General features: G+C 65.1%; 19 protein-coding genes. 10 read left to right on the top strand and 9 right to left on the bottom strand.

Annotated features, from left to right (window positions below):
* Positions 1-46 precede the first annotated feature (46 nt).
* From ACFOYU_RS09310 to ACFOYU_RS09280, 7 genes are all read right to left on the bottom strand, one after another.
* Complete coding sequence (locus tag ACFOYU_RS09310; RefSeq protein ID WP_377033304.1) at positions 47-523, bottom strand: MgtC/SapB family protein; 477 nt, start codon at positions 521-523, stop codon at positions 47-49.
* Between the two features lie 558 nt (positions 524-1081).
* Entirely contained in the window at positions 1082-1336 is a 255-nt protein-coding gene (locus ACFOYU_RS09305; RefSeq protein ID WP_226736387.1) for a hypothetical protein, read from the bottom strand.
* Positions 1337-1402: 66 nt separating this feature from the next.
* Positions 1403-1858 (bottom strand): molybdenum cofactor biosynthesis protein MoaE, encoded by a 456-nt coding sequence (locus ACFOYU_RS09300; protein WP_377033303.1) that lies wholly within the window; start codon positions 1856-1858, stop codon positions 1403-1405.
* A gap of 25 nt (positions 1859-1883) precedes the next feature.
* The gene (moaD, locus tag ACFOYU_RS09295) at positions 1884-2135 is read right to left on the bottom strand and encodes a molybdopterin converting factor subunit 1 (RefSeq protein ID WP_226736391.1); all 252 of its coding nucleotides are present in this window, start codon (positions 2133-2135) and stop codon (positions 1884-1886) included.
* A 4-nt stretch (positions 2136-2139) separates the two neighbouring features.
* The gene (pgsA, locus tag ACFOYU_RS09290) at positions 2140-2754 is read right to left on the bottom strand and encodes a CDP-diacylglycerol--glycerol-3-phosphate 3-phosphatidyltransferase (protein WP_226736393.1); all 615 of its coding nucleotides are present in this window, start codon (positions 2752-2754) and stop codon (positions 2140-2142) included.
* Positions 2755-2888: 134 nt separating this feature from the next.
* Positions 2889-4901 (bottom strand): excinuclease ABC subunit UvrC, encoded by a 2013-nt coding sequence (uvrC, locus tag ACFOYU_RS09285; protein ID WP_377033302.1) that lies wholly within the window; start codon positions 4899-4901, stop codon positions 2889-2891.
* Positions 4902-5016: 115 nt separating this feature from the next.
* Entirely contained in the window at positions 5017-6705 is a 1689-nt protein-coding gene (locus ACFOYU_RS09280) for a M10 family metallopeptidase C-terminal domain-containing protein (protein WP_377033301.1), read from the bottom strand.
* Between the two features lie 190 nt (positions 6706-6895).
* On the opposite strand from ACFOYU_RS09280, the gene ACFOYU_RS09275 reads away from it, so the two are divergent.
* The 7 genes from ACFOYU_RS09275 (at position 6896) to ACFOYU_RS09245 (ending at position 12648) form a co-directional block, all read left to right on the top strand.
* Positions 6896-8053, top strand: a complete 1158-nt coding sequence (locus ACFOYU_RS09275; protein WP_377033300.1) for a benzoate/H(+) symporter BenE family transporter — start codon at positions 6896-6898, stop codon at positions 8051-8053.
* Between the two features lie 73 nt (positions 8054-8126).
* Positions 8127-8639 carry a hypothetical protein gene (locus ACFOYU_RS09270; RefSeq protein WP_377033299.1) on the top strand — a complete coding sequence of 171 codons (513 nt, stop codon included), beginning with the start codon at positions 8127-8129 and terminating at the stop codon, positions 8637-8639.
* Between the two features lie 154 nt (positions 8640-8793).
* Complete coding sequence (locus ACFOYU_RS09265) at positions 8794-9726, top strand: ribose-phosphate pyrophosphokinase (RefSeq protein ID WP_226736404.1); 933 nt, start codon at positions 8794-8796, stop codon at positions 9724-9726.
* 203 nt (positions 9727-9929) lie between these two features.
* The gene (locus ACFOYU_RS09260) at positions 9930-10547 is read left to right on the top strand and encodes a 50S ribosomal protein L25/general stress protein Ctc (RefSeq protein ID WP_226736406.1); all 618 of its coding nucleotides are present in this window, start codon (positions 9930-9932) and stop codon (positions 10545-10547) included.
* Between the two features lie 98 nt (positions 10548-10645).
* Entirely contained in the window at positions 10646-11278 is a 633-nt protein-coding gene (gene pth / locus ACFOYU_RS09255) for an aminoacyl-tRNA hydrolase (RefSeq protein WP_226736408.1), read from the top strand.
* 25 nt (positions 11279-11303) lie between these two features.
* A complete protein-coding gene (gene ychF / locus ACFOYU_RS09250) occupies positions 11304-12401 on the top strand; it encodes a redox-regulated ATPase YchF (protein WP_377033298.1) in 1098 nt (365 codons plus the stop codon).
* A gap of 73 nt (positions 12402-12474) precedes the next feature.
* On the top strand, positions 12475-12648 hold the full coding sequence (locus tag ACFOYU_RS09245) for a hypothetical protein (RefSeq protein ID WP_377033297.1): 174 nt from the start codon (positions 12475-12477) through the stop codon (positions 12646-12648).
* An 18-nt stretch (positions 12649-12666) separates the two neighbouring features.
* Here the strand turns inward: ACFOYU_RS09245 and ACFOYU_RS09240 are convergent, their stop codons facing one another.
* Together ACFOYU_RS09240 and ACFOYU_RS09235 are read right to left on the bottom strand one after the other, a co-directional pair.
* Positions 12667-13104, bottom strand: coding sequence for a group III truncated hemoglobin (locus ACFOYU_RS09240; protein WP_226736415.1), 438 nt, complete (start codon positions 13102-13104; stop codon positions 12667-12669).
* Positions 13105-13184: 80 nt separating this feature from the next.
* Positions 13185-14405, bottom strand: a complete 1221-nt coding sequence (locus tag ACFOYU_RS09235) for a hypothetical protein (protein WP_377033296.1) — start codon at positions 14403-14405, stop codon at positions 13185-13187.
* A 197-nt stretch (positions 14406-14602) separates the two neighbouring features.
* On the opposite strand from ACFOYU_RS09235, the gene nfi reads away from it, so the two are divergent.
* The 3 genes from nfi (at position 14603) to ACFOYU_RS09220 (ending at position 16890) form a co-directional block, all read left to right on the top strand.
* The gene (gene nfi, locus ACFOYU_RS09230) at positions 14603-15271 is read left to right on the top strand and encodes a deoxyribonuclease V (protein WP_377033295.1); all 669 of its coding nucleotides are present in this window, start codon (positions 14603-14605) and stop codon (positions 15269-15271) included.
* 47 nt (positions 15272-15318) lie between these two features.
* Positions 15319-16338: a MaoC family dehydratase gene (locus tag ACFOYU_RS09225; protein ID WP_377033294.1), complete on the top strand. Its 1020-nt coding sequence runs from the start codon at positions 15319-15321 to the stop codon at positions 16336-16338.
* A gap of 174 nt (positions 16339-16512) precedes the next feature.
* Complete coding sequence (locus ACFOYU_RS09220; RefSeq protein ID WP_377033293.1) at positions 16513-16890, top strand: LysR family transcriptional regulator; 378 nt, start codon at positions 16513-16515, stop codon at positions 16888-16890.
* The last annotated feature ends 10 nt before the right edge of the window (positions 16891-16900 follow it).

The raw sequence follows: 16900 nt of genomic DNA, 5'->3' as shown, positions 1-16900 counted from the left end.
TAGCCGGCCGTGCGTAAACATCCCGTCAACGGCCGGGATGGCTCCTTCAGGAGGAGCGCCGTCTCGGCTCCTCGTCCTCCAGAGCGCTTGCCTGCTGTTTCAGCGGCTTGAGCAGGCGAAGCGTCAGGAAGGTCATGGCCGAGACGACGACGGCCACGTCGTAGGCTCCCAGCCCCACGGAGACGCCGACCGCCCCCGTTGCCCACAGGCTTGCCGCGGTAGCGGTGCCTTTGACCGAGTCCTTGAGGCGCAGGATCGCTCCGCCGCCGATGAAGCCCATGCCGGTGATGAGCCCTTCGATGATGCGGGCCATGGCATCGGCATCGCCCTGGGTGAACTGCTCGGTCGCCTGGATGAAGCCGCAGCTCGCGACCGCCACGAGGGGAAAGGTTCTGAGCCCTGCGCTGCGCTCCTCCTTCTCGCGGTCCCAGCCGACGGGAAATGCGAGGGCATAGGCCACGGCAAGGGCGATGAAATGGGGCAGGACCTTGAACGTGCCGAACACGTCGAGAACTTCAACCATGAAACCTTTCCCGGCGAGGAGTCCCGCCGCCCTGCACTCCGAACGGATCCGCCTTTGCACGATGCGTAGGCGCGAAAGGAAATCCTGGTGCAGCGGGGCGTGTTCCGGCAAGGCCCCGCGCCGAATCATGGCGGAGCCCCTGCCTCCGGCCGGCCTCGCGGACCGGGTTCTTTCCTGAAAGAGGGGCTACCTTCCGGCCGACGGCGAAAAAATTTTCGCCTCGGGACCCGACGATTTCTTCGCTGCCAGGACAAGAGGTTAACAGATCGTTAACCATTTCGACCGTCGCCCCGGCAGCGTGCTCTGGCCGAGTCGGCCTTTCCAGGTCGGGTTCCTTTTGTTAGCGTCCTCTCTATTCAGACAGGGGATTGCCATGAACCTGACGTCGAATCTGGACTGGATGTACGGACTGAATATCGCCGCAGCCTGCGTTTCATTGAGCTTCATCTGCGCCATTGTCGTCGGCGCTTTCTGAACGGCCCTTTTCGCGGGCCGCAGACGGCCCCATCCCCATACAGAACTCAATTCCTCGAAGCTGTCGTGATTCCACGGCAGCTTTCATGTTTCCGGACAGGGCGTTTCCGTGAAGCTCCAGGACATGACGTTGATCTCCATCCGGCACTGAGCCAGCCTCGGCCCATCGGCTGTCCTGAGGCAGACCTGCTCGCCGGGCGCGAAGATGCGCCCCTGGGCGCGGCAGTAGCAGTCGAGCGGATTGTGCGCCGGGCCCTGCGCCCGGTGAATCCTGGCTTCGTCCATGGCGCCGGCAGGCGCCGCGATCGTCAGGCCGAGAAAGACAATGACGCCACGCATGCTGCATCTCCGTCCGTCATTCCGGCAAGGATGCTCCTCCTGTCACTGTCCGAGGTCAAGCAGGGATCAGCCCCACCGCCCGGCGGCCTCGTCGTCCATCCCTTTCGCCTCCACCCATGTGCCGGCCGTCCCGTCCTTGAGGTGCTCGCGCTTCCAGAACGGCGCCTGGGTCTTGAGGTAGTCCATCAGGAACTCCGCGGCCTCGAAGGCCGCCCGGCGGTGCGAGGAGGCGGTGAGGACCAGGACGATCTCGTCCCCGGGGCGGATCTTGCCGAACCTGTGGATGACCGTGAGCCCGTGGAGCGGCCAGCGTTCCGCCGCCTGGACGGCGATGCGGCCGATCTCGGCCTCGGCCATGCCGGGATAATGTTCGAGCTCCAGGGCCGACAGGCGCCCTCCCTCGTCCCGGCACAGGCCCGTGAAGGCCACGACCGCCCCGATATCCGCACGCCCGTCCGTGAGGGCGGCCGTCTCAGCGGCCACGTCGAAGCTCTCGGCCTGTATCCTGATGGAAACGATCACGGATCCCGGGCTCCCTCTCTGGGGCTCAGCCCCCGGTCATCGGCGGAAAGAAGGCGACCTCGCGCGCCCCAGCAATGACGGTCTCGGGCTTGACGTGAACGTGGTCGACGGCGGCTCGGATGACGGCCTCGTTCTCGAAGGCGTGCTCGTATTCCTCGCCGCGGGACCTCAGCCACCGCACGAGATCGGCAACGGTCGCGACCCCCTGGGGGAGCTCCACGTCCTCGTCCGGCTTGCCGACCCGTTCGCGCACCCAGGCGAAGTAGACGAGCTTCATGGCGTCAGCCCTCGTCGATCATGTGATGAATGCCGGTCTTGAGATAGTCCCACCCGGTATAGATCGTCAGGATCGCAGAGGCCCACAGGAGGACGATGCCGATCAGCATCGTTCCCGGCATCACCGCCTCTCCGGCAGGACCGGCGATGAGAAAGCCGACGGCGAGAAGCTGGAGCGTGGTCTTCCACTTGGCCACCCGGCTGACGGGCACGCCCACCTTCAATTCGGCCAGGAACTCGCGAAGGCCCGAGACCAGGATCTCGCGGCACAGGATGACGATGGCCGCCCACAGAGCCCAGCCGTGGATCGTCCCGTCCGCCACGAGCATCAGGAGACAGGCCGCGACCAGGAGCTTGTCCGCGATAGGGTCGAGCATGCGACCCAGGGCGGATTGCTGCGCATAGGTTCGCGCAACGTAACCGTCGAGGTAGTCGGTGATGCCGGCAACCGCGAAGACGATGAGCGCGAACCAGCGGGACCAGTGGTCCTCGGGCCAGAACAGCAGGGCCACCACGGCAGGAACCGCCGCAAGCCGACCGTAGGTCAGCAGATTCGCGAGATTGAAAGCCTTCGACCGGCGCATGGTGGGAGCGGTGCTCATAAGTTCGGCAGGAAACATGCCGAGGGATGGTCCGTCAACCTGACCAGGCCGACTTCCTTGTACTTGGGGGACGTCGAGGGCCCGGCAACCGGAGCAACGCAACTTTGTTGTGGACACTGCGGGATACGGAAACGTGAGGACGGGCGCACTCCTCACCCCCGGTCGTGGAAGAAGTCGAACACCGCCCTGGCCGTGGCGGCATTCACCCCGGGGGTCTTCATGAGATCCTCGAGCGCGGCGCGCTGGATGGCCTTGACGGTCCCGAAATGGTGCAGGAGCGCCCGCTTGCGGGTCGGGCCGATGCCGGGAATCTCATCGAGGGGGTTCTTCACGAGCTCGCGCTTGCGCTTGGCGCGGTGCGCCCCGATGGCGAAGCGGTGCGCCTCGTCGCGCAGGCGCTGCACGAAATAGAGCGCGGGATCGCGCGGCGGCATCTTGAACGGCGCCTCGCCCGGCTTGAAGAAGGTCTCGCGCCCGGCGTCGCGGTCCCGCCCCTTGGCGATGCCGACGAGCGCCACGTCCTGCTCGCTCACGCCCACCTCCGCCAGGGCCTGGCGGGCGGCCTCCAGCTGTCCCTTGCCGCCGTCGATCAGGACGAGGTCCGGCCAGGCGGGGAAGCTGTCGTCGTTTCCCCGGCCCGCCTCCGCGTCCGGCGCATCGGGCATCCGCGGCTCCTCCTTGACCAGCCGTGCGAAGCGGCGCTGCAGCATCTCGCGCATCATGCCGTAATCGTCCCCGGGCTTCAGGTCCTCCGACTTCATGTTGAAGGTGCGGTAGTGCTGCTTCATGAAGCCGTTCGGACCGGCCACGATCATGGCCCCGACCGCGTTGGTGCCCATGATGTGGGAATTGTCGTAGACCTCCACGCGCCGCGGCGCCCGGCTCATGCCGAAGGCCTGGCCCAGGGAGACGAGAAGCTTCTGCTGCGAGGCCGTGTCGGCGAGGCGCCGGCCCAGCGCCTCCTTGGCGTTGCGCAGGGCGTATTCGATCAGCTGACGCCGCTCGCCGCGCTGGGGCGCATGGATCTCCACCTTCGCTTCCACCCGGGTGGAGAGGGCCGCGGCCATCAGCTCCGCGTCCTCGATCTCGTGCGACAGCAGGATGGTGCGGGGAGCGGGCTTGTCGTCGTAGAACTGGGCCAGGAAGGAGGTGAGGACCTCCTCCGGCGATATGGACTTGTCCGCCTTCGGGAAATACGCGCGGTTGCCCCAGTTCTGCCAGTTGCGGAAGAAGAAGACCTCGACGCAGAACTGCCCGGCCTGCTCATCGAGGGCGAACACGTCCGCCTCCTCCACCGACTGGGTGTTGATGCCCTGCACGCCCTGGATCGCCGAGAGCGCGGCGAGCCTGTCGCGGCAGCGCGCGGCGCGCTCGAATTCCAGCTCCTCCGCCGCCTGCTGCATCTCTTCCGTGATGCGTGCCTTCACGGCATTGGACTTGCCGGACAGGAAGGCGCGCGCCTCCGCCGCGAGGTTGGCGTATTCGTCGAGCGGGATCTCCTTGGTGCAGGGGCCGGAGCAGCGCTTGATTTGGTAAAGCAGGCACGGACGCGTGCGGTTCTCGTAATAGCTGTCGTTGCAGGAGCGCAGCAGGAACGCGCGCTGCAGGGCGTTGATGGTGCGGTTGACCGCCCACACGCTGGCGAAGGGGCCGTAATAATCCCCCTTGCGCTTGCGCGACCCGCGATGCTTGACGAGCTGCGGCGCCTCGTGATCGGCCGTCAGCAGGATGTAGGGCAGAGACTTGTCGTCCCGCATCAGCACGTTGTAGCGGGGCTTGAGCTGCTTGATGAGGTTGGCCTCCAGCAGCAGCGCCTCGGTCTCCGTCGCCGTGGTGACGAACTCCATGGAGGAGGTCTCGCCGATCATCCGGGCGATGCGGTTGGAATGGGCCTGCCCGCGCGCATAGGAGCCCACGCGGGCCTTCAGGCTCTTGGCCTTGCCCACATAGAGGACGTCGCCCTTGGCATCGAACATGCGATAGACGCCCGGCGCGTTGGGCAGGGTGGTCCAGAACCGCCGGATGACCTCCGTCCCGCGCTGGACCGACCCCGGATTGGCCTCGAGGTCGAACTCCACATCGGAACCGCTCTCGACGGAGACGGAGTCATCATCCTCGTCGGTCAGGATCTCCGGAGGGACGTCGTTATAGGTGTTGCGATTCATAAGCGAGATTTAAGGTCTCGCGATTCCATGGGGAAGAGCCTGAGGCGAAAACCCGCTCTGTTCGCGCCTGACGAGCGGGCGCAAGCGCCCCCGCCCGCCCTGATATCACAGGCGGTCAGACGACGAAGAAGTCGTTTGCGGTGAGCTTGAGCTTCTTGGTCATCTTGGCGATCTCGACCGCCTTGCCGGCGCCCGATCCATCGGCATCGTAATACAGGATGCCCTTCTTCTTGCTGTAGACGAGGTAGTCGTCCTTGCCCTTGGCCTTCTCCAGGCTGAAGAACTTCTTGTTCAGCTTGACCGGCTTGGCTTCCGAGCCCTTCTTGCCCAGCTTCTTGAAGATCTTGTTGTCGAGCCAGATCGTGTCGTCGGCCACAGAGAAGTCGCGGATTGTGTCCAGGTTCTTCTTCTTGTTCGGCTTGGTGTCGAACACGAAGATGTCCTGGCCGGCGCCGCCGGTCAGCACGTCCTTGCCGCTCTTGCCGTAGAGCTTGTCGTGGCCGGCACCGCCCACGAGCTTGTCCGTCCGCTTGGTGCCGACCAGAACGAGATCGGCCGGAGGAACAGGAGCTGTGGCACCTTCAAGCCTGAATCGCTGCTGAAAGATGCCGGTGTCGTCTCCAGCACCGTCTCCTTGCCACACAACGACCCACTCTCCCCTCGACACCGTCGCGATGCTCGGGGATGTCTGAACCCCGACGGTCGTGGTATTGACTCGGATCTCGCCGCCTTTCTTCGATCCATCAGCATTGAAAACCTGCTGATAGATTCCGTGATCGTTGAATCCGGCTTCTCCCGTTAGTCCGGAGTCGGGGCCGATCCACGTTACAACCCATTCGCCATTGGCAAGCGCAGTGACGCTTGGAACCTGCTGAGTTCCCACTGTAGTAGTGTTGACCAGGATTTCACCGCCACTCTTCGATCCATCGGCATTATAAACCTGCTGATAGACTCCCTTAGGGTCTACAGCATTCGGATCATCCATCCCGAACAAATCCAGTCTGTACCAAGTAACGACCCATTTGCCGTTACTGAGAGCAGTCAATCCGCTGCCGAACTGCTGTCCCGCAGTCGTGGTATTGACGAGCGTCTCCGCGCCTCTTCTCGACCCATCGGCATTGAAGACCTGCTGAAAGACGTCAACGTCGTACTGCGGGTCGGCACCAGGAGAATATCCTGACCAAGTCACCACCCATCCTCCATCGGATAGGGCGGCCAACTGGTGAAAGCTTTGGTGGCGCGAGTCCGTGCTGACCTGGATTTCATTGCCCTTCTTCGATCCGTCAGGATTCAAGAGCTGCTGGAAAATTAGCCGGTCCTCAGGGTTGCTGCTTTCCGGATCAGGTCCAGTCCAAGTTACAACCCAATCGCCGTTGGCAAGCACTGAAACCGAATAGGCAGCTTGGCTGCCCTCCTTGGTGGTATTGACGAGGATCTCTCCACCCCTTCGCGATCCGTCGGCATTGTAGACCTGCAGAAAAGCACCTGCATCGTCCTCATTGCCTGCACTCTCACCGTTGCCCGACCAGATTACGATCCATCCTCCGTCCGCGAGACTCGATGTATGTCCACCGCTCTGACGGCCCGCAACCGTGGTATTGACGAGGACTTCCCCGCCCTTCTTGCTGCCATCGGCATTGTAGACTTGCTGGAAAACGCCCCTGTCGTCTCCGTTGCCGTTTCCGGACCAAGTGACGACCCACCCCCCGCCGGCAAGGCCTCTGACATACGGAAAGCTCCAACTGCCGGACAATGTTTCAATGACGCGGGTTTCCGCTTCAACTGGGATGGGGGCTTGAGGCATCAGACTGTCTCTTTTTATGAGCCGATCCGTTCGGCCAGCGATGAAGGGAGCGTGATAATACGAGATATTATAACATGCAAGTGAGAGATGATGTTCGCGTCTTGAATGCAACCGGTGCTGCAAGAGCCTGGACCACCGTGCTCCGTCCGTCTAAACCGCCAAGCTCCTCCCCCATCCGGAGCCCCACATCATGCGCCTGTCGATCATCACATCCGCCGTCGTCGCGGCCCTGGTCGGGTTCGGCAGCACGATCGCGCTCATCATCGCCGCCGCCGATGCGGTGGGGGCCGATGCGGCGCAGACCTCGTCCTGGGTGGCGGCGTTGTGCCTGAGCATGGCGGCCACGAGCGGGTTCTTGAGCGTGCGATACCGCATTCCCGTCGTCACCGCCTGGTCCACCCCTGGCGCGGCGCTGATCGGCGCCTCCAGCGGCATCTCCATCCATGCCGCCGTCGGGGCCTTCCTGCTGGCGGGCGGCCTCATCGTTCTCGCCGCCTCGGTCAAGCCGTTTGGCCGCCTGATCGAGCGCATTCCCTCCTCCATCGCCGCCGCGATGCTGGCGGGGGTCCTGATCCAGTTCGTCACCGCGGTCTTCGTGAGCGCCCAGGGAGCGCCGGGCCTGGTCCTGCCGCTCGTGGGCGTCTTCCTGCTGGTGCGGCTCGTGAATCCGGCAATGGCGGTTCTGGCCGTGCTCTTCGTCGGGCTCGCCATCGCCTTCGGCGGCGGGCTCGCGCAGCCCCTGCCCTCGGACCTGTCCCTGTCGTCCCTGACCTTCATCGCTCCCGCCTGGGAGCCCGCGGTCCTGATCGGCCTCGGGGTGCCGCTCTTTCTCGTCACCATGGCGTCGCAGAACCTGCCCGGCTTCGCCGTCCTGCGCGCCTCGGGCTACACGCCGCCCTCGCGCCCGATCCTGGCCGTCACCGGCCTCGCGTCCGTGGTCAGCGCCTTCTTCGGCGCGCATACGAGCAACCTCGCCGCGATCTCGGCGGCGATCTGCACCGGCCCGGACACCCACCCCGATCCGGCCAAGCGCTGGCTCGTCGGGCCGTTCTATTCCTTGAGCTACCTGATCTTCGCCGCCTTCAGCGCCGCCCTGATCGGCCTCATCGCGGCGCTTCCGCCGGAGCTGATCAAGACCGTGGCCGGCCTTGCCCTGATGGGCGCCTTCGCGGGCGCGCTCGGATCGGCCCTCTCCGACGAGGGCAAGCGCTTTCCCGCCGTCCTGACGCTGGCCGTCACGGCCTCCGGCCTCACCCTCTTCGGCATCGGCTCCGCCTTCTGGGGCCTGGCGGCGGGGCTCGTCGCCCTTGCCCTCGACGCCGCAATCCTGCGCATCAGGCGGAGCTGATCTGGACGAAACCTCCCGTTAAGCTTAAAACATCGTTACACGAAGAATTGAACAACGCGAGGACGGGGGCTTCATGGCTTGGATACAGCACGCGGGGTGGTTCGCCGCCGCGCTGATGGCCGTTTCCCTGGGTGCATGCCAGGGGACGTCCTTCAGCGGATCGCCGGAAGGCGTGCCGATCGCCCTCGAGAGCATCGACGGCGCCCCGCCTCCCGTGCGCACGGCCCTCATCGACGAGCTCAACACCGCCGCGTCCGACCGCAAGGTCGAACTCGTGGGAGCGAGCGCGGATGCCCGCTACCGGGTGCGGGGCTATCTCTCCACGGAAACGACCGGGGGCGAAACCAAGGTCGCCTATGTCTGGGACGTGTTCGATTCCCAGAGGCGCCGCGCCAAGCGCCTGGCGGGCTCGAGCCCGGCGCAGGTCTCCTCGGGCTCCCTGACCGACCTCGACAAGGAGACCCTCGCCAAGCTCGCCGGCGCCAGCATGGACGAGATCGCCGAATTCCTGAGCGCGTCCAAGGAAGAGGAGCCGTTCCAGACCGCCGATGCCTCCGCCGACGAGCCGGCGGTCGCGGCACAGTGACTGGGACGAGACTGAAAAAGCAGCACATCCGCCGCGCCACAAGTATTGTGACGGTTTCCTATCGCTGCTAAGACCCATGCGCCTTGCCGCGCAAGGGCAACAACGTCACGCGGCGGGCTCCATGGGTCACACTAGAAGAGCCAAAGTTGCTTTCATGAAGCTCGTCGCGGGAAATTCCAATCGTCCGCTGGCGGAGGCCATCTCCGCCTACCTCAACGTTCCGCTCGCCAAAGCCCAGGTGAAGCGCTTTGCGGACATGGAGGTGTTCGTCGAAATCCAGGAGAACGTGCGCGGCGAGGATGTGTTCATCATCCAGTCGACCTCGTTCCCCACGAACGACCACCTGATGGAACTGCTCATCATCACCGATGCGCTGCGCCGGGCCTCGGCCCGCCGCATCACGGCGGTGATCCCCTATTTCGGCTATGCCCGGCAGGATCGGAAGTCCGCATCGCGCGCGCCGATCTCGGCCAAGCTGGTGGCCAACCTCATCACCCATGCGGGCGTCGACCGCGTGCTGACGCTGGATCTCCATGCCGGCCAGATCCAGGGCTTCTTCGACATCCCGACCGACAACCTCTTCTCCGCGCCCATCCTCGCCCGCGACATCAAGGAGCGGCTCGACGGCGGCAACCGCATGGTGGTGTCGCCTGACGTGGGCGGCGTGGTGCGCGCCCGCGCGCTCGCCAAGCGCATCGACGCCCAGCTCGCCATCGTGGACAAGCGCCGCGAGCGCCCGGGCGAGTCGGAGGTGATGAACATCATCGGCGACGTGGAAGGCCGGTCCTGCATCCTTGTCGACGATATCGTGGATTCGGGCGGCACCCTGGTGAACGCGGCCGAAGCCCTCCTGGCGAACGGCGCCAAGGAGGTCTACGCCTACATCACCCACGGGGTGCTCTCCGGCGGTGCGGTGGCCCGCATCGCCGGTTCCAAGCTCAAGGAGCTCGTCATCACCGACTCGATCATGCCGACCGAGGCCGTGAAGGTGGCCCACAACATCCGGGTCATCAGCATCGCCTCGCTCATGGGCGAAGCCATCGGCCGCACGGCCACGGAAAGCTCGGTCTCCAGCCTGTTCGACTGAGGACCCTCCTCCCCCGCCGCCGGGAACGGCGGGCAAGCCCAATGCAACAGCTTTTGTTGCATTTCCCGCTCTCATTCTCTATAAGCCGCCTCGCGCCCGCTCGACACCCTTGGAGGCACGGGCGCGAGCCTCATGGCCGCCCAACGGTTTCAGGACCTTGGCGGCCATCGGTTTTTACAAACGTATTTCAAAGGACCACGACCATGAGCGATATCAAGCAAATCAAGGCCGTGGCGCGCGACCGGGCCGGCAAGGGGGCCGCCCGGGCCGTTCGTCGCCAAGGCCAAGTTCCCGCCGTCATCTACGGCGCAGGCCAGCCGGCCCAGACGATCGCCCTCGACTTCAACCAGACCAAGCAGCTGATCTTCGCCGGTCACTTCCTCACCACGATCTTCGAGATCGACGTGGACGGCAAGAAGACCCGCGCGATCCCGCGCGACTACCAGCTCGATCCGGTCAAGGACTTCCCGCTCCACATCGACTTCCTGCGCCTCTCCGAGGGCCAGGCGATCAAGGTCGTGGTTCCGGTGCACGTGGTCGGCCAGGAGAAGTGCCCGGGCGTGAAGCGCGGCGGCACGCTCCAGATCGTCGAGCACTCGGTGGAACTCCTCGTCCCGTCCGACGCGATCCCCGACTACATCGAGGCTTCGGTCGAGGGTCTCGACATCGGTTCGTCGATCCACCTCGAGGACATCAAGCTGCCGAACGGCGCCAAGGCGACCTCCGCCGAGAACCTGACCCTCGTCACCGTCGTGGCCCCCACGGGCATGAAGGAAGACGCAGAGGCTTCGGCCGAGGGCGAGGCTGCGGCCACCGCCTGATCGGGCTCCACCGGGCGTCAAGCCCATTGATCGGCTTCGACGCTCCGACCGCAAGGCCGGAGCGTTTCTCATGAGAGAGCCAGCGAGTTCCCCCTGTCATGCGCCTCTTCGTCGGCCTCGGAAATCCCGGCCCCCGCTACGCCAAGAACCGCCACAATATCGGGTTCATGGCAGTGGACGAGATCGCACGCGCCCACAATGCCGGCCCCTGGCGGCGCCGCTTCCAGGGCGAGACGGCCGAGGCGACCATCGGCTCCGAAAAGGTCCTGCTCCTCAAGCCGCAGACCTATATGAACGAATCCGGACGGGCAGTGGCGGAAGCGCAGCGCTTCTTCAAGATCCCGCTCTCCGACGTGACGGTTTTCTACGACGAGCTCGACTTAGCCCCCGCCAAGGTGCGGGTGAAGGTCGGCGGCGGCAATGCGGGCCATAACGGCCTGCGCTCGATCACGGCACATTGCGGCAACGATTACCGCCGCGTGCGCCTCGGCATCGGCCATCCGGGCCACAAGCCCCTGGTCCAGAGCCATGTGCTCGGAGATTTTGCCAAGTCCGAGGAGGCTTGGGTCGACGACCTGTGCCGCATCCTCGCCGACAACGCCTCGCTTCTCGCCAAGGGCGAGGACGGGAGCTTCCAGAACAAGGTCCACCTCGCCATGGAGGCGAAGGGCTGGACGGACGTGAAACGGCCCGGCGAGAAGGCCGGCCAAAGCAACAGTAACGCCGGCTGAAGCCGGCCATGCAAGGAGTGAGGCCATGGGCTTCAAGATGGGCATCGTCGGCCTGCCGAACGTGGGCAAGTCCACCCTCTTCAACGCACTGACCCAGACGGCGGCCGCGCAGGCGGCGAACTATCCGTTCTGCACCATCGAGCCGAACGTGGGCGACGTGGCGGTGCCGGACAACCGGCTGGATGCGCTGGCCGGGATCGCCGGATCGGCCCAGATCATCCCGACCCGCCTCACCTTCGTGGACATCGCCGGCCTGGTGCGCGGCGCGTCCAAGGGCGAGGGGCTCGGCAACCAGTTCCTGGCCAATATCCGCGAAGTGGATGCCATCGCCCACGTGGTTCGCTGCTTCGAGGACACGGACATCACCCATGTCGAAGGCAAGATCGACCCCATCGCCGATATCGAGACCATCGAGACCGAGCTGATGCTGGCCGACCTCGACAGCCTGGAGAAGCGCGTCACCGCCCTCGAAAAGAAGGCCAAGGGCAACGACAAGGAGGCGAAGGAGACCCTCGACCTCGTCAATCGCTCCCTCGTGCTGCTGCGCGAGGGCAAGCCCGCCCGCATGGTCGAGCGCAAGCCCGAGGAAGAGCGCCTGTTCCAGATGCTGGGCCTCCTCTCCTCCAAGCCCGTCCTCTACGTGTGCAACGTCGAGGAGGCCTCGGCCGACCAGGGCAACGAGTTCTCGGCACGCGTCTTCCAGCGCGCCAAGGAAGAAGGCGCGAAGGCGGTGGTCGTCTCGGCCAAGATCGAGAGCGAGATCGCCGTTCTCGACGCCGCCGAGCAGAAGGACTACCTCGACGCCATCGGCCTTGCCGAACCGGGCCTCAACCGCGTGATCCGTGCTGGTTACGAGCTTCTCGGCCTCATCACCTACTTCACGGTCGGCCCGAAGGAGGCCCGCGCCTGGACCATCACCAGGGGCACCCGCGCCCCGCAGGCGGCCGGCGTCATCCATACGGATTTCGAGAAGGGCTTCATCCGCGCCGAGACCATCGCCTATCCGGACTACGTCTCCCTGAAGGGCGAGGCGGGCGCCCGCGACGCGGGCAAGCTGCGGCTGGAGGGCAAGGAATACACCGTGCAGGACGGCGACGTGCTGCATTTCCGCTTCGCAAACTGACGGATTGCTGAACGACGGCTTGGCCGTGCGTTCAGTCGGGATGGTGCATCAATCCTGCATGGAGAATTGATCCATGCAGGATTCCTTCGAAGACATCGCCGGCACCCTCGGCACCGCCCTCGTCTCGCCGGGACTGGGGAGCGCGGAACTCATCCTCGCGGCGCTCGTCGCCTTCGCGTTTCTGATCAGCAGCGTCTATTCGCTGTTCGCCAAGGGCGATTCCGACCTGGAATGGTGGGAGCGGTAGCCGTCGCGCGGCCCAGCCTCACGACCTTCCCGCCGGGGCGAGATTCAGAGCCTTCGGGCCGATGCCCAGGCCGATCTGCAGGCTTTCGGCGATCCGCTGCGCCCGGTCGATGAAGAACGCCGCCACGTCCGGCTCGCAGACATCCCGCGCGGTCGCCTCGAACAGCTCGAGCCAGCGCCCGAACAGGTCCGGCGTGAGATCGAAGGCGGCATGGGCCACATGGGGCTTGCCGTGATACCGCCCGGTGCGGAGCGCGATCGAGGACCAGAAATCGACCATGATCCCCAGGTGTTCGTCCCAGCGATGGGACAGGGCCTGTTTGAAGATCGGCCCCAGATCAGGATCCTGCAGGACCCGCCCATAGAATGTCTCGACGAGGCGACGGATCAGCGCCTCCGTGACGCCCCGGGCCGGCGCGATGATCGAAATGCTCCGGTTTGTCGCTGAATAGGCCAATGCCCCTCTCCTTTCCGACATGAAGGGACGAAGCCTGCGCTCCCGTCCCCTTTTTCTACGTTGATGTTTGCAAGGCGCCCTTAGTGGTGGGGCGCCAACCCCTGTTGGGGCACCGTTGCCTGCGGCCCGTGCGGATGTTCCTTGCTGTGGGAATGGGTGGTCATTTCCGCAGGCCGCTCGATCCCATATTCCGCCCCGTAGAAGGCTCCGTGCAGGCCCCAATAGCCGGAGACGAGCACGATGAGGGCGACCGCGAGACCGGCGGGAACGGAAGCGAAGCTGCCCATTCTCGGCAAGGTGCGCGGCAGCTTCACGAGGGCCGGAACCTTTACGCCCCGGGTCGGATCGGCCGCCACCAGGAAGAGGGCCGCCATGATGAGGGCATGGCCGACGAGGTCGATGCGTCCGAAGGGGTAGACCGCCGTGAAGAAGATCACGAGCAGGGCCACAGCCGAGAGGCGACGCACCAGCGGGGTCCAGAGCAGGCCGAAGCCCAGGGTGAATTCCGACACACCCGCCATGGGGATGAACACGTCGCGGGGCATGCCGAAGGTCAGGAAGGGCTTCTCCTCGACGAGGGGGTAGAACCAGTTCGGATAGGCGAACTTCTCCAGGCTCGACCACATGAGGGCGATCGCGATGCCCCAGCGCAGGGCCAGGAAGCGGCGCTCGCGCCATTTCGGATCGTCCACGGAAGCGAGCACCAGATAGGCGGCGACGCCGACGCCGAGGGCGAGATAGTCGAGCAGGTGGAAGAAATCGTACTCCCTGAGCGCGACGATCCAGAGCGTGATGATGCCGGCGGCCGCGACGGGCATGGTCCGGCGCGAGAACACGCAGGCCGCGATCAGAAGCTGGGCCCACGAAAAGAGCTCGGAATCCGTCTTGAGGTCAGGGGTGAGATAGATGCCGCCGACCGCGAAGATCGCGACGAAGAAGGCACCGATGGACGCCCGCATGAAATCGTCCGAGCGGCTCCAGAGGGGAGCGCTGACCCGGTCGAGACCGCTCAGGACGGCCTGGCCGACCGCCTTGCGCTCGACCGCGAGGGTGGCCAGGAAGAAGGCCAGCACCAGGCCGATGCCGGTCCAGAACCACAGGTTCGTCAGGGTCGCGCCTATCGGCTGCGGGGCGGCATCGACGATGTAGGGGGCGAACCACTTCACATGCGCCTGAGCCGGCAGCGACCAGGCAGCGCCGGCGCCGAGGGCCGCGAGACCGGCGGCAATGCGTCCGAAGCGGACGTTGGTTGTTCTTGGCTCACGCGGCTCGGAGCCGCTCATGGCGAGCACGGTTTGCATGATATCCTCGTGACTCTTACGACTTTCGTCTGACGGCGACGGGTATAGGCCCATCGGCACGGGGAGAAAATTCAGACCTTCCCCCTAAGGGAATTTCCTTAGCCCGCCACGGCTTAGCTGGTGCGGCGGCCTCGCGATGCCTCGAAGCCAGACCGTGGCCGGATCGTTCCTCCGCCTGAGGCGTTGAGCTTCACGTCATGCGTCTCCACCGCCGCCATCCCTGGGACCTCTCCCCCTCGCAGGCCATCGCCCTCCAGAAGGAAATGGCCGCCGAGGTGGACTCCACGCAGCCCATCGATCTCGATTCGGTCCGGCTGGTGGCGGGGGTGGATGTAAGCGTGAAGGACGAGCAGTCCCAGGCCGCGGTCGTCGTGGTGACCTATCCCGGCTTCCTGCCGGTCGAAACCGTCCTTGCCCGGCGTCCAACCCCGTTTCCCTATATTCCCGGGCTCCTGAGCTTCCGGGAGGGCCCGGTGCTGGAGGAGGCGTTCGAGAAGCTCGAGGCCGAGCCGGATGTGTTTCTCTTCGACGGCATGGGGATCGCCCATCCCCGGCGCATCGGCATCGCGAGCCATATGGGCCTGTGGCTGCAGCGGCCCACCATCGGCTGCGGCAAGACCCTCCTGTGCGGGCGCTACAAGGACCTGGCCGAGGACAAGGGCTCGGCCGCGCCTCTCATCGACAAGGGGCAGACCATCGGCGTGGCGCTGCGCACCCGCAGCGCCAAGAACCCCATGTTCATCTCGCCCGGACATATGGCGGACATTCCCACCGCGGCGGAGCTGGTCCTGCGCTGCTCGCCGAAATATCGCTTGCCCGAGCCGATCCGCTTGGCGCACAACGCCGCTGGGCAGTTCGAACCCTGAGAACGAACGGCCCCTCGCCCTGCCTTCTCGCCTCAGATTCAAGTCCGATGCCCCACTTTGCTTTCGAAGATTTCGTTCCCGGCACCACCGAGGTTCTCGGCCCCGTCACGGTTTCGAAGGAGGATATCCTGGCCTTCGCGCGGGAATACGACCCGCAGCCCTTCCACGTGGACGAGATCGCCGCCCGGGACAGCTTCGTCGGCACGCTGATCGGCTCGGGCTGGCACACCGCCTGCATCAACATGCGCCTCCTGGCGGATGGGAGGATCCTCGATTCCACTTCCATGGGCTCGCCCGGCATCGACGAGCTGAAATGGCTGAAGCCGGTTCGGCCCGGCGATACCCTGCGCTCGCGCATGAATGTCGAGGAGAGCCGCCCCTCGAAGAGCCGGCCGTCCATCGGCCTCGTCCGGTTCCGGTTCGAGCTCATGAACCAGAACGACGAGACGGTCATGACCCAGGGCAACTGGATCATGTTCGGGCGGCGGGACGCGGAACCGGCCCCCGGCGCCGGGCGCAGCGCGCTCGCTGCGGCGGCATCGTCCCTTCCGGATTCCGCGCCTGCCATCGAGGCGCTCCACATCACGGCCAACCCCTATCTCGAGGACATCGTCGCAGGCGACACGGTCGAGCTGGGCACCTACACCTTCGGCTCGGAGGAGATCATCCGCTTCGCAAGGCAGTTCGATCCGCAACGCTTCCACGTGGATCCCGTCGCCGCGAAGGACAGCCTGTTCGGCGACCTGTGCGCCTCGGGCTGGCATACGGCCGCCATCTGGATGAAGCTGATGATCGGCCATCGGGAGCGCGTGCGCGCCGATGCCCTCGCGAGGGGCGAGCGCCCCGCCCGACTGGGCCCCTCCCCGGGCTTCACGAACCTGAAATGGCTCAAGCCCGTCTATGCGGACGACACGATCACCTATCGGTCCACCTTCACGGGCGCCCGCGCCTCCGCCTCGCGCCCCGGCTGGGGCATCGCCACCCATCACAACACGGGCGTGAACCAGCACGGAGAGGAGGTCTTCTCCTTCGACGGCGCGGTGTTCTGGGAGCGGCGGCCAGCTTAAGGCTCCAGGACTTTCTCCACGGTCCCGACCTTACGGAGGAGACCGAGCCTAATCGTCAGAGCTCGAATGCGGCGCTTCATGTCTCTTGCCAAGTCCTGCAAAGCGAGGGCGCGCTCCATTTCCGCGAGACGCCGGGCTTCGGCATAACTGGAAAATCCATCTGGGAATGGGGACATGGCTGCTTCCTCAGGAAAGGAATGGCGACCCCATGGTTGTATTGTTTCCGCAGAAAGAGATAATCGGGCTCCCCGGAACTTCTTTCGTGAAGAGGAAGCACAAATCATACCTCTCGGCGACATGTCGCTCTTTGTGTCCATCCTGGACCACGGTGGCTTCAGTGCCGCGGCGAAAGCACTTGGCCTCACTCCGTCGGCAGTCTCGAAAGCGGTCACACGATTGGAACAGCGCCTCGGTGTTCGCCTTCTCGAGCGCACGACGAGACGCATCGCCCCGACTCCGGAAGGGGCAGCTTACGCGGAAAGCTTGCGGCGCATTCTCGACGACCTCGATAAGGCAGAAGCGGCCGTTGTGGAGGGTCGCGGCCGTCCTTAGGGTCGTCTAC

This window comes from Microvirga sp. GCM10011540 (assembly GCF_042650665.1).
In the GTDB taxonomy this organism is placed as follows: Bacteria; Pseudomonadota; Alphaproteobacteria; order Rhizobiales; family Beijerinckiaceae; genus Microvirga; species Microvirga lenta.
The sequence above is the reverse complement of the archived record's forward strand: the minus strand, read 5'-3'. Positions and strand labels throughout refer to the sequence as shown.